The 15,468-nt window shown below is 38.2% G+C and carries 11 protein-coding genes; 7 read left to right on the top strand and 4 right to left on the bottom strand.

What is annotated here, in order from left to right; all coding sequences use genetic code 11:
* Nucleotides 1–332 precede the first annotated feature (332 nt).
* Nucleotides 333–3,356, top strand: coding sequence for a SusC/RagA family TonB-linked outer membrane protein (locus M2372_RS24515; RefSeq protein WP_123321697.1), 3,024 nt, complete (start codon nt 333–335; stop codon nt 3,354–3,356).
* Nucleotides 3,357–3,366: 10 nt separating this feature from the next.
* A complete protein-coding gene (locus tag M2372_RS24510) occupies nt 3,367–4,803 on the top strand; it encodes a SusD/RagB family nutrient-binding outer membrane lipoprotein (protein WP_123321696.1) in 1,437 nt (478 codons plus the stop codon).
* Between the two features lie 100 nt (nt 4,804–4,903).
* Here M2372_RS24510 and M2372_RS24505 read toward each other — a convergent pair whose 3' ends face one another.
* Complete coding sequence (locus M2372_RS24505; RefSeq protein ID WP_123321695.1) at nt 4,904–5,221, bottom strand: multidrug efflux SMR transporter; 318 nt, start codon at nt 5,219–5,221, stop codon at nt 4,904–4,906.
* A 285-nt stretch (nt 5,222–5,506) separates the two neighbouring features.
* Here M2372_RS24505 and mug point away from each other — a divergent pair, with 285 nt between their 5' ends.
* Nucleotides 5,507–6,010 carry a G/U mismatch-specific DNA glycosylase gene (gene mug, locus M2372_RS24500; RefSeq protein ID WP_123321694.1) on the top strand — a complete coding sequence of 168 codons (504 nt, stop codon included), beginning with the start codon at nt 5,507–5,509 and terminating at the stop codon, nt 6,008–6,010.
* A gap of 3 nt (nt 6,011–6,013) precedes the next feature.
* Here the strand turns inward: mug and M2372_RS24495 are convergent, their stop codons facing one another.
* From M2372_RS24495 to M2372_RS24485, 3 genes are all read right to left on the bottom strand, one after another.
* Nucleotides 6,014–6,619 carry a DNA-3-methyladenine glycosylase gene (locus M2372_RS24495; protein ID WP_123321693.1) on the bottom strand — a complete coding sequence of 202 codons (606 nt, stop codon included), beginning with the start codon at nt 6,617–6,619 and terminating at the stop codon, nt 6,014–6,016.
* A 695-nt stretch (nt 6,620–7,314) separates the two neighbouring features.
* A complete protein-coding gene (locus M2372_RS24490; RefSeq protein ID WP_123321691.1) occupies nt 7,315–9,486 on the bottom strand; it encodes a DPP IV N-terminal domain-containing protein in 2,172 nt (723 codons plus the stop codon).
* Nucleotides 9,487–9,500: 14 nt separating this feature from the next.
* Entirely contained in the window at nt 9,501–10,895 is a 1,395-nt protein-coding gene (locus M2372_RS24485; RefSeq protein WP_123321690.1) for an aminopeptidase P family protein, read from the bottom strand.
* Between the two features lie 186 nt (nt 10,896–11,081).
* Between M2372_RS24485 and M2372_RS24480 the strand changes: the two genes are divergently transcribed.
* The 4 genes from M2372_RS24480 (at nt 11,082) to M2372_RS24465 (ending at nt 15,456) form a co-directional block, all read left to right on the top strand.
* On the top strand, nt 11,082–11,966 hold the full coding sequence (locus M2372_RS24480) for an AraC family transcriptional regulator (RefSeq protein ID WP_123321689.1): 885 nt from the start codon (nt 11,082–11,084) through the stop codon (nt 11,964–11,966).
* 88 nt (nt 11,967–12,054) lie between these two features.
* On the top strand, nt 12,055–12,960 hold the full coding sequence (locus M2372_RS24475; RefSeq protein WP_123321688.1) for a dihydrodipicolinate synthase family protein: 906 nt from the start codon (nt 12,055–12,057) through the stop codon (nt 12,958–12,960).
* Between the two features lie 16 nt (nt 12,961–12,976).
* Entirely contained in the window at nt 12,977–14,461 is a 1,485-nt protein-coding gene (locus M2372_RS24470) for an aldehyde dehydrogenase (NADP(+)) (protein WP_123321687.1), read from the top strand.
* The gene (locus M2372_RS24465) at nt 14,458–15,456 is read left to right on the top strand and encodes a 4-hydroxyproline epimerase (RefSeq protein WP_123321686.1); all 999 of its coding nucleotides are present in this window, start codon (nt 14,458–14,460) and stop codon (nt 15,454–15,456) included. Before M2372_RS24470 ends, M2372_RS24465 begins: the two co-directional genes overlap by 4 nt.
* The last annotated feature ends 12 nt before the right edge of the window (nt 15,457–15,468 follow it).

Raw genomic sequence — 15,468 nt, 5'->3', positions numbered from 1 at the left:
CCCTTTTCCAGGGATTAAAAAAATAGCACAAACAATGCAGCGTTTTTATTACCTGAAAAAAGGTGCAGAATTATAAAACCCCTACAAGATGAGCTTCAGAGGAGGGGAATGTATAGTCCTTCAATTCAGGAGTTGTGGAGGCTGCAGATTTCCAAAGTTTTTTAAATCATTTAAGATACTGTAATATATTTTATTCCAGTAATAACAAAAACAATCTCCGTAACTCATTACTCATATTTTAGTAGACTGCATCCTGCCATTCATATATAGATTTCACGATATTCTTCACCAATTATTGAATTTTGAATAAACAATAAGCAAAATCAATAATTATGAAATATAAGTTAAAGCTTTTAAGTGCGGGAGTCGCTTTTTTTATCGGAAGCGAAACCTATTTCAGCCAGGGAAAACAGGACACCCTTATCACAAACAATATTGAAGGGATTGTTGTCACCGCATTAGGAATCAAAAGAGAAAAAAGATCTTTAGGGTATTCTACACAGGAGGTAAAAGGGGAAGATCTCAGCAAAAATCCTACAACCAATTTCTTGAATAATTTATCAGGGAAAGTGGCAGGGCTTGAGATCAGGCAGTCTACCAACTTCGGAGGCTCAATAGATGCCGTATCAAGAGGGTATAAATCTATTTTGGGTGATAACCAGGCTTTATTTGTCGTAGATGGAGTTCCCATTATCAATAGGAATATAAATTCAACGGTTCAGCAAAACGGAGGTGGTGGTTATGATTATGGAAGTCCTGTTTCGGATATCAATCCTAATGATATTGAAACAGTGAATGTATTAAAAGGGGCTGCTGCAACAGCTTTATATGGATCCAGAGCGCAAAACGGGGCTATCATCATCACTACTAAAAAGGGAAAGAAAAACTCACAGGGCATCGGATTGGAATACAGTGGAAGTATTTCTGTATCTACTGTTGATAAATCTACTTTTCCAGAATACCAGACACAATATGGACAGGGATACTGGGGAAATTATTTTCCGCCATACAAGAATGAACCGATGGCAATTTTGTGGCATGATGCCTCTTACGGAGCTCCATATGCCCCCAATCTTATGGTATGGCAATATGATGCCTTCATCCCCGGTTCCAAAAACTTTGGAAAGAAAACACCCTGGGTAATGGCTAAAAACGGACCGATTTCCTTCTTTGAAAAGGCTATTAACCAAACCAATAATATTGCTTTGAGTGGCGGAAATGATAAGGCAACCTTCAGACTGAGCTATTCTAACACCAATGCTACGGATATTATGCCTAATTCTTCCTTAATGAAAAATAATTTTGGCGGAAATGCAACTTATAAGATTACCGATAAACTTACAGCAACTCTTTTTGCAAATTATATCACACAAAGAACCAAAGGAAGAAATTCCACAGGATATACGGATAATATTATGACCGGATTCCGACAGTGGTGGGCAACCAATATAGATATTCAGGATCAGAAATATCTTTATGATACTTACCATAAAAACTATACATGGAATATAAAAGGACCGGATAATCTTTCTCCTTCTTATTGGGATAATCCTTATTTTTCACGGTATCAGAATTATCAGAATGACAATAGAGACCGTTTTGCCGGAAACTTCAGCCTGAACTATGATGTTTCAAAAAGCATCAATATTCTGGGAAGAGTAGGAATTGACGGGTATACCATGATGACTGAGGAAAGAAAAGCAGTAGGTTCCATGCCGGCTTTTTTCAGCTTTAATCCTATAGAACAGCCTTCGGGATATGCTGTTACGAATCTCCGCTTTACAGAAACCAATTATGACCTGATCGCTACTTATAAAAATAATATTACAGAGGACTTAAATCTGCAGGCATTATTGGGAGGCAATGTCAATGTACAGTCAAATTATTCCAATGCACAGACAACAACAGGAGGTTTATATATTCCTGATCTTTATACTATTTCCAATTCGGCATCCACTCCTGCCAAACCTATTGTAAATGATAATACAAAATATATTTATGGAGCATTTGTACAGGCTTCTCTAGGATATAAAAACACTTATTATCTGGAAGGAACTTTCAGAAGAGATCAGTCTACCTCATTACCTAAAGCAAAACAGGTTTATTATTATCCTTCCGTTTCTGCCAGTGTTGTATTCTCCAATCTGTTGAAACAACCATGGTTAAGTTTCGGTAAGATAAGAGCAGCGTATGCAGAAGTAGGTTCGGATACTAATGCAGATCAGCTAAGAAACAGATATATTCCTCAGGCATCTATAGATAATAATCCTGTGTATTCTTACAATACTTCTCTAAGGAATGCAGACCTTCTTCCCCAGAAACTGAAAAATCTTGAAATAGGAACCAACATGCAGTTTTTAAAAAACAGGATAGGAATAGATCTTTCCTGGTTCAGAAATATTGCATTTGACCAAATATTACCCCTTCCCATTTCTCTGGCAACGGGCTCTCTGTCTAAAATTCAGAATACAGGTGAGCTTACCACAAAAGGGATTGAACTTACTTTGAATGTGACTCCATTGAAATCTGAGTATTTTAACTGGGATATGTCTATTAACTGGTCTAATCCCAAAACTAAAGTCACAGCTTTACGGGAAGGTATAGAAAATATTACACTTGGATCCCTACAGGGTGGTATTTCCATTAATGCTCCCCTCAACGAGGAATATGGAAGTATCTGGGGAGCAGATTTTGTGTATGATCCCAATGGGAACAAGATTATAGGAAGTAACGGGGCTTATCTGCATACTGATGACAGCAATCATAATCTTGGGAGTTTTCAGTCTGATTTTGTGGCAGGCCTGAACAATTCATTTACTTATAAAAACTTTAATTTAAGCTTTCAGATCGATTGGAAAAAAGGAGGAAAAGTATTTTCGCTGGATCAGTATTATGGTTATGGAACTGGACTTTATCCGGATTCTGTAGGTTTTAACGATCTTGGAAATCCTGTCAGAAATCCTTTAAATAATGGTGGAGGTGTTATTTTACCGGGTGTAATGCAGAATCCTAATAATCCGGGGCAATATATTCCCAATACCATCCGCCTTGACCGTTCAATGTCCAGCCAGACGCTGGAAACCGATCCTCCTGTGGCAGCATTTGTGTACGATGCAAGTTTTATCAAGCTTCGCCAGGTATCTGTTTCTTATACCTTCAACAATCAATTCTTAAAAAAGGCAGGGATCCAGAACCTTACACTTGGACTGACAGGAAGCAACCTGTGGATTATTCATAAGAATCTTCCTTATGCAGATCCGGAATCCGGGCTTTCATCAGGAAGTCTCCAGGGATATCAATCCGGAGTAATGCCTTCTACCAGAAATTTTGCCTTTAATCTGAAAGTTAATTTTTAAAACCGTTACCATGAAAAACATTATAATAAGCTCTCTTTTAGTACTGGCCGTTACAAACTGTACATCAGATCATGTGAATGATGATGCTAATGTAGCCTATACTATGGCTCCTGAGCCTCTTCTCACGTATGCAGAAAAAGAACTCAGTGATTATATGACCACTCCGAGCGTCAATGAAAATAATTTCCGCCTTACTATGCAATACTGGCAGGAAGTAACCTATGTAAGTGAAAGTAATTATAATTTTACAGCAAGAAATGTCTCCAATAATGTGTGGGCAGACAATTATGTGAATGTTCTGAATAATCTGAATAAAGCTAAAGAACTTATAGAACAATATCAGCCCACAGCCTCAGAAGTGAATACCTGGCCTGCAAAGAAACAGAATCAGCTGGCTATTATTGATATCCTTTCAGTATATACATTTCAGACCATGGTTGATACTTTTGGTGACATTCCTTACAGTCAGGCTCTTAATTATGATAAATATCCTCTTCCTACCTACGAAAATGATACAGAGATTTACGGAAAATTAATCCATCGCTTACAAACAGATCTCAATAATCTCGAAGAGGGAGAAGGCAGTTTCGGTTCGGGAGATATTCTTTACAGAGGAGATATAGGAAAATGGAAAAAATTTGGAAATTCTCTGCTTTTAAAATTAGGAATTGCTCTTTCCGACGTTAATCCTGCACTGGCTCAATCTACTATCAATGCAGCGATTACCGGAGGAGTCATTACCAATGAAACAGATAATGCTCTTTTTAAGTATCAGGCTGAAACGCCCAACTTTAACCCATTGTTTGAAAATATTGCCAATAGTGGAAGGGATGATTTTTTTGGAGGAAAGCCTTTTATAGATTTTCTTAATGCCACTTCCGATCCCAGAAGAACTCAATACTTTCAGGATGTACATGGTGAATATATTGGTCAGGTAATAGGAGTATCAGGTGTTTTCTCAGATTTTTCTGCTCCGGGGATTTTCGCTTACATTCCTGTTACTCCCGGAAAACTAATGACCAGTACTGAAGTTGCTTTTTACCTTACAGAAGCAGCGGCCAGGTTTGGAATTGGCGGAAGTCCCGGGGGTCTTTATCAGAATGCTGTACAGGCCTCTTTTCTGGAATGGGGGCTTTCTACCCAAGATGCACAGAACTACCTTTCAAATAATCCTTATGATGCTTCCAACTGGAAAAAATCTATTGGAGAGCAGGCATGGGTTGCTATGTACAACCATCCTGTAGTATCCTGGAATTTTTACCGGAGATTAGACTTTCCGGTTTTACAGGCTCCACCTACCGCTATTGCCAATGCTGGCGGAAAAGTTCCTGTAAGACTTCAGTATCCAACATTAGAAGCAACAACCAATGGAACTAATTATGCCAAAGCTTCAGCAGCCATTGGTGGTGATAAACTCACAACAAAAGTTTTCTGGGATGTTCAGTAAATAAGTTTTTTACTTTTTTCATATCAATTATTTTATACATGAAGCCTGTATTTTTATAATGCAGGCTTTTTTACTGCTATTAGAGTTACCGTTTTAGTGGTTAAAAAAGTTTAAGTCCAATGATTCCTACTACAATCAGCAATGCTGATAGTAATCTTAAGATACTTGCTGAGTCCTGAAAAAATATAATACCTACTAATAAAGTTCCTACTGCACCAATTCCTGTCCACACAGCATATGCCGTCCCAATGGGAATACTTTTCTGAGCATACCAGAGAAAACCACCACTCACTGCCATACATGCGATTGAAAACATGATCCAGTTCCATTTATTATTTTCAGGCTGCTGAGATAACTTAAGCCCCAACGGCCATCCGATTTCAAAAATCCCTGCAATAATTAACGCAATCCAGTTCATACTATTTATTTTAATGATTAGGAATGAAAATCTATCGTATAATGACTCCTAATTTATTTTAATGGTTATCATTATACTATTTCATCCTTCTCAATTACCATACAAAGGTATCAGGATCTACTCATATCCAGAGGTAGAAACTAAGTGATCCTGCAAAAAACACAGATAAATCGTATTATTCTGAGAATGAAACGCTAAACATCTTAAACCAATCTAAGTTTAAATAACCAAAATATTTGATATCTTTAAATTATAAAAAACAGATCTATTTAATTTACTTCAGATATGCTAACAGATATCATTACCTCTAATCTCGATGTAATCTTTTGCGGAATTAATCCAGGCTTAAAATCCTCCAACGATGGCCATCATTTTTCAGGGAGGAGCAACCGTTTTTGGAAAGTTCTTCATCTCTCAGGTTTTACTCCTTATGAGATTGAAGCGGTGAATGATACTGTTATTCTAGAATTCGGGTGCGGGTTAACAACGGCTGTTGCAAGAGCAACTTCCCGCGCTGATGAACTTTCAAAGGAAGAATTTGATGATGCTCTTGAAATGTTTAAGGCCAAAATAAAAGAATTCCAGCCTCAGAATGTAGCTTTTCTGGGTAAGGCTGCTTATAAAGCCTTTTCTAAAAAGAAAGAAATTCAATGGGGACAACAACCGGAGGATTTTTGTGGGGCAAAAGTCTGGGTTTTACCTAATACAAGTGGTTTAAATCGTGGATTTTCTTTGGATGATCTTGTTGCTTATTACAAAGAGTTTTATCAGACCATTCATTCATCGTAAAATCTATATTATGTTGGGCTTGCTCACATATTTATTTCCCTTCACAAAAAAACGCCAGGGTAATAATGCATCTTCCTGTGCATAAGCAACTCCTATACGAGGCCCTGTGACGATATCTTCAGAAGGATACTGAATTCCGTGATCTTCAATCCATATTTCATTTCCGGTCAGATCTTTTTTATTAAATGAACGATCAATTCCCAAAGCTTTAGCAGCAGATCCGGGGCCAGAGGAAATTGCAGCTTTAGAAGCGGGCATATTTCTCCTGTTTTCCATAATCTCAGTTCCGATTAACGGTTCAATAGCTCTCACCAGAACGGCATGAGGCTCATCTTCCACAGAAGTTACCACATTGAAAAGATGGTGAATGCCATAACATAAATACACGTAAGAAATTCCGCCATGGCTGTACAGTGTCTCAGTTCGGTCTGTACGTCTGCCTCCGTAAGCATGAGAAGCTTTATCGTAAATTCCATTATAAGCTTCCGTTTCTACAATAATTCCGGCTGTTATTTCACCATTAATTTCTGTAAAAAGTACTTTTCCCAAAAGATCCTGAGCCAGAAAAAGGACGTCTTGGGTTGAATAATAGGAGAGTGGTAGTTTCAAATGATTTATGTTTGCCTAAAATTAGTAATAATTTGTTATATGAAGGGCTGGAAGAGGGAAGCTTGAGGCTGGAAGTTACTATTGGACATATATAACTTTTGAATTACATTTTAACTTCAGTAAAGGCATTGTTGAAAAAGCAGTAAAAGAGGTTGGAGGCAGGGAGAGGGAAGCTGGAGGTTACTATTTCGTTGATAACTTCGGGATGATATTTTTAACTTCTATAAAGCATCGTTGAAAAGAAGTAAAAGAGGTTGGAGGCGGGGAGAGGGAAGCTGGAGGTTACTATTTCGTTGATAACTTCGGGATGATATTTTTAACTTCTATAAAGCATCGTTGAAAAGAAGTAAAAGAGGTTGGAGGCGGGGAGAGGGAATCTGGAGGTTACTATTTCGTTGATAACTTCTGAATGACATTTCTAACTTGATTAAAACACTATTTAAATGCAATAGCCAACTGTACAGCAACTTTGCTGATAAAGCCGGTTTAAGATTAAAAAAAGGAGAAGCAAACATTTTAGAGGAAGCTACTGCAGAAATTCAAAAGGAACAGATGAAAGTACATCTAAAAAAAATAGAATTGCCTCCTGACTGCAAGTACTTCCAGCTCCCAACCTCCCTCTTCCTTTCTCCTTACTCCTTTTCTTCCTTACTCAAAAAAAGCCCCACATTCCTGTGAGACTTCTATTGATTATCTTATCTTCCTCCCGGAGGACAGTGTTCTTTTAAATATTTGGTAAACATTGTAGCCAGGTGCAATGATGTTCCTTCACCTTCACTGATAGAGTGAGTTCTGTTGGGATAAGACATCAGCTGAAACTGTTTGTTATATTTTACAAGTTCATTAATGTAAACTTCTGTATTCTGATAATGCACGTTATCATCACCTGTTCCGTGAACCAGTAACAGATTCCCTTTAAGGTTTTTAGCATAAGCCAGAGGAGAACCGTTTACAAAATCTTCTCTGTTTTCCTGTGGAAGTCCCATATAACGTTCCTGGTAGATATTGTCATAGAATAATTGGTTGGCTACCGGGGCAATCGCGATTCCGGTCTGGTAGATATCAGGATATTGCCCTAAAAGGTTTAATGTGGAAGAACCGCCGCCGCTCCAGCCCCATACAGCCACTCTGGAAGTATCTGCATAAGACCATTTTGCAAACAGCGCTTTAGCACCCATAGCCTGATCGCGAATATTCAGCTGTCCTATTTTACGGTAAATAGATTTTCTCCATTCACGCCCTTTAGGAGCAGGAGTTCCGCGATTTTCAAGGGAAACATACAGATACCCGTCCTGAGCCATATCTCCAACATATAAACCATTCTTCCCTGCGTAGAAATTGTCTGTTACGGTTTGCGATCCGGGTTCACCATATACCATAAACACAATCGGGTATTTTTTATTAGGATCAAAATCTTTAGGTTTTACTACCCATCCGTCTAAAGTAACACCATCCTGTGTAGTAATCTGGAAAAATTCTGTTTTGGCTCTCGCCGGATCTGCTTTTGAGACACTCTTGGCAGCTACAAGCTCTTTATGTTCCGGAAGTGATACCACAGCTCCTGCTGAACGCGCATTGACACTGCTGTTGTTAAACATTGCAATTTTTCCGTTGGGAGATATTGTATATTGATTGGAGCCGGTGTACGCTGCAGGAGTGATTTTTTGAGCTTTTCCGCCCTGCATACTTACTTTGTACAGATATTTCTGGGCAGCATTATCAGGGGAAGCCAAAAAGTAGATCAGCTTGTTCGGAACATCAAAAAACTCAGGCTTTATCACATCAAAAGCATCTTTTGTAATCAGGGTTTCCTTACCGTTCATATCTATTTTATAAATATGTCTCCAGCCGTCTTTTTCAGAAAGCCACAAGAACTCTTTACCATTGTTGATCCAGTCCCAACCGCTTGGATCATTATCATTCCATCTGGATTTGATGTCTATCCATGCGGCTTCTGTTTCAGTATAAATAGTCTTGCCTGTTCCTGAATTAGCATCAGCCACAATAATTTTACTCTGATTCTGTTTTCTGTTAAGCTGCTGCAAAATAATAGATTTAGAATCCGATACCCATTCCATTCTGGGAATATAATGTTGTACCTCGTCACCTGCAATGTCTGCTTTCTTCGAAGATTTTGCAGCAAGATCATAGAACCAGATGCTGCATCCCGAAGGATTTTCACCCACTTTCGGATATTCTACAGGAACAGTAAATGAATACAGACTATCGGTATTATTGATCATCAGGAAGTTTTTAGTATCCCGTGCATCCAGCTTCCAGTAAGCAATTTTGCTTCCGTCCGGAGACCATCTGAAACCATCCTGAGTCCCGAACTCTTCCTCATAGGCCCAATCAAAAGTTCCGTTAATCATTCGGTCTGTACCATCATTAGTAATCTTAGTAAGCTGATTATTAGAAAGATCTTCAATATAAATATTATGCTTAGATACATAAGCCACCTTTTTACCATCAGGAGAGAACTTTGCAAACATTAATGATGAGGTGGGCAAGCTTTTCCCAAGCTGTGTGAGCTTTTTGGTATTTTTATCAAAGATCCAATAATCTCCACGGGTATTATCGCGCCATACTTTCTGGGTATTGGTAAAAAGCAATAAACTTTTCCCATCCGGTGAAACCTGAAAGCTCTGTACTTCTAAAGCTGTAGAGCTTCCGGAAGGAATTAATTCATTATTGCTTAAAAAAGCCTGATCTTTTCCGGGATTCAGTACGTCAATAATCCCGACACCATTTTGGGTAAATGAGTAATAAGCATTACCATCAGGAGTCCATTGCGTTTTCTGTGCTGCAAATGGTGACAAACACAGAAAATATAATGCTACAATTGTTAGTTTTTTTATCTTTTTCATATATAAAATCGGAATTAAGCTAAATGCTCTGCTCTGTAGTTTTCAATTTCATCAACGGTTGTAATCAATCCGTTTCCAAGAAGTCTGTAACTGTCATCTGTAATCAGGAAATCATCTTCCACACGAACTCCACCGAAGTTTCGATATTCATTTACCTTATCGTAATTAATGAATTCAGCACTTTTATTTTCGGCCTGCCAGATATCAATCAATTCAGGAATCATGTAAATACCGGGTTCCACGGTTACTACAAATCCTGGTTCCAAAGCCTTTCCTAAACGTAAAGATTTAAGACCAAATGTTTTGGTATCTTTTGGTTCTTCTTCGGTATATCCTATATATTGCTCACCAAGGTCTTCCATATCATGTACATCCAATCCCATCATATGTCCCAGTCCACATTGGAAAAACAGAGTATGAGCGTTGTTTTTTACGGCCTCTTCAGGGTTCCCTTTCATCAAGCCCAAATCAACAAGTCCTTCTACCAGATACTCAGAAGCTTTCAGGTAAATATCTTTGAATTTAACTCCCGGTTTCAAAAGATTCTGAGCGTTATTGAATGAATTCAAAACCACGTCATACATTTCTTTTTGTTTTGTACTAAAGGTTTTGCTTACCGGAAATGTTCTGGTTAAGTCACCTGCATATCCCATAGCCGTTTCTGCACCTGAATCATTCAGAAAAAGATCTCCTTCCTTCAAGGTATTGAGACGGTAATGATTATGAAGTATTCCACCGTTTATAGTTACGATCGGTGGGTAAGACATCTGGCACTCTTTATTGGCTGCAAGATATTGAATAGCATTGGCGATCTCATATTCTTTAACACCCGGTTTTGCCATTCTCATGGCCAGTAAATGCATTTCATTAGATACATTCACAGCTTCTTCTATCTGTACAATTTCCTGGGCTTCCTTTATAGAACGTTGTTTTACGACAGCTTTGATCATCTCCACAGAAGGCTGTAATTCTGCAATCTTAATTCCTAAAAGGTCCGTTAATAAGATTTTATTGGAAGACTGATAGGGTGGAAGATAATGTACCTTTCTACCAGATCCCTTTGCTTTCATAAGATATTGAGAAAGCTCTTCATAAGGTAAAGTTTCCTGTACGCCAGACTTTTGACTCTTTTCTTTCAATGTTTCCTGTCTGCCCATCCATACGATATCGTCAATGCTCAATTCATCTCCGAAAATAATAGTCTTATTTTCATCAATATCAATAATCGCTACAATCTTCGGCTCCTGAATTCCGAAATAATACAGGAAAGTACTGTCCTGGCGGAAATAATAAGGATTATGCTCAAAGTTTACAGGATTCTCTATATTCCCTAAAAACAATAGAATTCCACTCGCCACATTGCTCTGCAATACGGCTCTTCTGTCTTGATAAGTCTGTGCTGAAAACATATATTATGAATACTTTTTATTTTAAAAGTTTAAAGTTACGATTTTGTACTACTTGAAGCACTTTATTCATTAAAATTATGAAGATGTAAAGTTTGTATTTTAATATGATATTTAATGTTCATATTTTACTTACATTCGGCAATATTTTAACCTACCCCTTCATTGGTTTTATAAAGTATTGATTATATGAAGAGCCTTCAGTTTTCAGTCCCTGCTGACACCAACAAAAGTATCCGTATTCAGGAAGATATTATGCCTAATTTCTATCCTTATTTCCATCGGCATACGGAAACACAGATCATGTGGATCCTTAAAGGGCATGGTACTCTGGCGATAGAACAAAACCTCTTTACCTTCGAACCCGGAGATATTTTTTATCTGGGAGCTAATCAGTCTCACGTTTTCAAAGGAGATTTTAAAGAAAATGAAAAACAAAAAGTTCATGCGATCTCTATATTCTTCGATCCTGATAAAAAAATAGCCGCCTTTTTTGATTTACCCGAATTTGAAGAGCTTAAAAATTTCATTGAACACTCAAAAGTAGGATTCCAGGTTGCTTCAAAATTAAAAGCAAGTGTAGGAGAGAGTATGGCAGCCTTACAAAAAACACAGGGAATAGAACAAATCATAGGCTTTATAAAGATTTTAAACCACTTGATGCAGAACAGACATCTGCATATCCCCCTTTCTTCAGAAAAGAATCTGCCTAATCATATTTCAGACAATGATCAGCGAATTATAGATGCCCAAAACTATATTAAGAAAAATTTCACTCAATATAAGCTTACTCTTGATGCCATTGCAAAAGAGGCCTGCATGACTCCACAGGCATTCTGTAGATCCTTTAAAAAACGCACCCGAATTACTTATATTCAATACCTTAATGAATTACGGGTACAAAGAGCCTGCAGATTATTAACCTCCAGCAGTATGTACAGCATTTCATCCGTTGCGTTTAACAGCGGCTTCAACAGTTTGACCAATTTCAACCGAGTCTTTAAATCTATTATGAAATATTCCCCCAAAGAATATCTAAAGCATTATAAAGAGGCTACTACAGACCACGAATAATCACATGTTAAAATACGGTTAGAATACATTAAAATATTAACATTTACCGTTTTAAAATTCACTTAGTTTTGAATAAATATTATTTGATATGAGTACAAAACTAAACTGGGAAGGGATTTATCCTGCTGTATTAACTCCTTTTACAAAAGAGGGAAAGATTGATTTTGAAATGTTTGCAGTCAATACAGAAGCCCAGATTAAAGCCGGAGTTCATGGAATTATCCTTGCCGGAACATTAGGGGAAGCCAGTACGCTGGAAACCGAAGAAAAATTTGAACTTCTTCAATATGCTAAAAAGATTACAGCAGGCAGAATTCCCATTATCCTTAACCTTTCTGAAAATACATCCAAAAATGCTATAAAATTTGCTCAAAAAGCAAAAGAACTAGGAGCTGACGGATTAATGTTACTTCCTCCAATGCGTTACAAAGCAGACAGTCGTGAAGTGGTAGAATATTTCAAAGCCGTTGCCACTGCTACGGACCTTCCGATTCTTATCTATAATAACCCGGTAGATTACGGAATTTATGTAACGCTTGAGATGTTTGATGAGCTTATAAAATATCCAACCATTCAAGCTGTTAAAGAATCCACAAGAGATCTGGCGAATGTAACCAGAATGATTAACCGTTTTGGAAACAGAATCAAAATTCTTGGCGGAGTAGATACCATTTGCCTTGAAACCTTACTACTTGGTGCCGATGGATTGGTAGCAGGACTTGTAGATGCTTTCCCTAATGAAACAATGGCCATGTATAACCATGTTAAAGCAGGTCAGTATGATAAAGCAGTAGCCATTTACAGATGGTTTATGCCATTATTGGAACTGGATATTCATCCTAAACTTATCCAATACATTAAACTGGCAGCCACCGCTGAAGGAATCAGTAATCCCTATGTAAGAGCTCCGCGTCTTGAAATTCAGGGCGAAGAAGCTGAAAGAATCCATAAGATTATTGAAGAGGGTAGAACCAACCGTCCAACATTAGACTAATTCCAAAACAAAAGCTATGATTGAAGAAACATCAAAAGAAAATATTGAGTTAAGAATTCAGATGGCTTCCGAAGCGTACCAATTCCTGAAGAATACAACGATAAAAGAAAGAGCTGCATTGATGAATGCTGTTGCTGATCGGATTGAGGCTTTAGGAGAAGAACTTTTAACCACCGCTCATACTGAGACTTCATTGCCTCTGGCAAGACTTACCGGTGAAAAAACCAGAACAGCAGGACAATGGAGAAGTTATGCAAAAGCAGTAGCTTCAGGAATATACACTGAACCAAGAATTGATCTCGCTCAGCCCGAGAAGCAGAAAGGAGACCTTAGAAAGTACAGTATAGGGTTAGGCCCCGTAGTTGTTTTCGGAGCCAGTAATTTCCCGTTTGCTTTTTCCACAGCAGGAGGTGATACGGCAAGTGCAATAGGAGCAGGCTGTCCCGTTATTGTAAAAGCTCATCCGGCTCATCCTCAAACCTCTAAAATAATGGCCGATGCAATCACAAATACCATAAAAGAATTTGGCTGGCCTGAAGGTATCTTTAGTCATATCACAGGAACTTCCTATGAAATCGGATCTTATTTAACTCAACATCAGGATATTCAGGCAGTAGCATTTACTGGTTCATTTACTGGCGGAAAAGCTTTGTTTGATATTGCCAATCGCCGTGAAAACCCTATTCCCGTATTTGCTGAAATGGGAAGCATCAACCCTGTATTTGCACTTAAAAACCTGATTGAAAATAAAGCAGAAACTTTAGCTAAAGAATATGTTAGTTCTTTAACATTAGGAGTAGGACAGTTTTGTACCAACCCGGGAGTATTTATCGCTGTTAAAGGAGAATCTCTGGACCGGTTTATCTCTGCTGTTAAAAATGAAATTCAGGAAATTATACCTGCGGATATGCTTCATAAGGGCATATATGAAAGCTTTGAAAAGCATAAATCAAACGCAATAGCCCAACCTGATATTGAAGTAATCGCTACCACAGCAATCGAAGAAGGAAAAGGAAATGCTGCTGTTATACAAACCAATGCTCAAAGTTTCATCAATAATCCTGTACTGAGTGAAGAAGTTTTCGGTCCATTTGGTATCATTGTCACTTGTGAAAACAAAGAAGAGCTTATACAAATCGCTAAAAAACTAAAAGGACAGCTAACCATTACTGTAGCAGCTACTTCAGATGATGTCCGTGAAAATGCGGAATTGATTCATCTTTTGAAAGATAAATGTGGAAGACTGTTATTCAACGGAATGCCTACCGGAGTAGAAGTTGTGTATGCTATGCAGCATGGAGGACCTTTCCCATCTACCACAGATGCGCGCTTTACTTCCGTAGGACCGGATGCTGTAAAACGATTTGTTCGCCCAATTTCTTTTCAGAACTGGCCGGATGAATTCTTACCGGATGAATTGAAAAATGAAAATCCATTGCAGATTAGCAGAATCGTAGATGGAGAAGTTCATTCAGAATCATTAAAATCAGAAGTACTATGAACAGAACATTTTTTTGCATAGACTCCCATACCTGTGGCTGTCCGGTACGTCTTGTTTCAGGCGGTGGACCGATCTTAAAAGGAAACTCCATGATGGAGCGCAGGCTTCACTTCATGAAAGAATATGACTGGATCCGAAAAGGTTTAATGTTTGAACCCCGTGGCCATGATATGATGAGTGGAAGCATTCTTTATCCACCTGTTGACGAAGAAAATGATATTGGCGTTTTATACATTGAAACCAGCGGCTGCCTTCCCATGTGTGGCCACGGAACCATTGGAACTGTTACCATTGCGATAGAAGAAGGTTTAATAGTCCCTAAAATCCCGGGAAAACTGCGCCTGGAAACACCAGCCGGACTTATTCTCATAGATTATGTACAGGAAGGGAAAAAAGTAAAATCGGTAAAGCTAACCAATGTAAAATCTTTTCTTTACGCTGAAGATCTTGAAGTGGAATGTCCAGATCTTGGATTGATAAAGGCTGATGTTGCTTATGGAGGAAACTTCTACGCCATCATTGACCCTCAGGAAAATTTCAGAGATATTTCCGATTTTACAGCAAGCCAGCTCATTCATTATGGGAAGATCATCAGAAGTTTGCTTAATGAAAAATATCAATTCATTCATCCTGAAAATGAACATATTTCCGGATTAAGCCATATTCAATGGACTGGAAATCCTACAGATCCAAAAGCCAGTGGACGAAATGCCGTATTAGTAGGTGAAAATGCTCTGGACCGTTCTCCTTGCGGAACAGGTACATCCGCAAGAATGGCTCAATGGTATGCAAAAGGAAAGTTAAAAGAAGGGGAAGAGTTTATCCATGAAAGCTATATTGGTTCCCAGTTTATCGGCAGAATTGAAGGAACTGCTACCGTTGATGGCAAACCTGCTATTGTTCCTTCAGTGGAAGGCTGGGCTAGAATTACCGGCTATAATCAGATTATTATTGATGATGAAGACCCGTATTGGTTGGGATTTCAGGTAATGTAAAGTTTGTAACGA

It is taken from the genome of Chryseobacterium sp. BIGb0232, from assembly GCF_024810195.1.
Taxonomy (GTDB): Bacteria; Bacteroidota; Bacteroidia; order Flavobacteriales; family Weeksellaceae; genus Chryseobacterium; species Chryseobacterium pennae.
The sequence above is the reverse complement of the archived record's forward strand: the minus strand, read 5'-3'. Positions and strand labels throughout refer to the sequence as shown.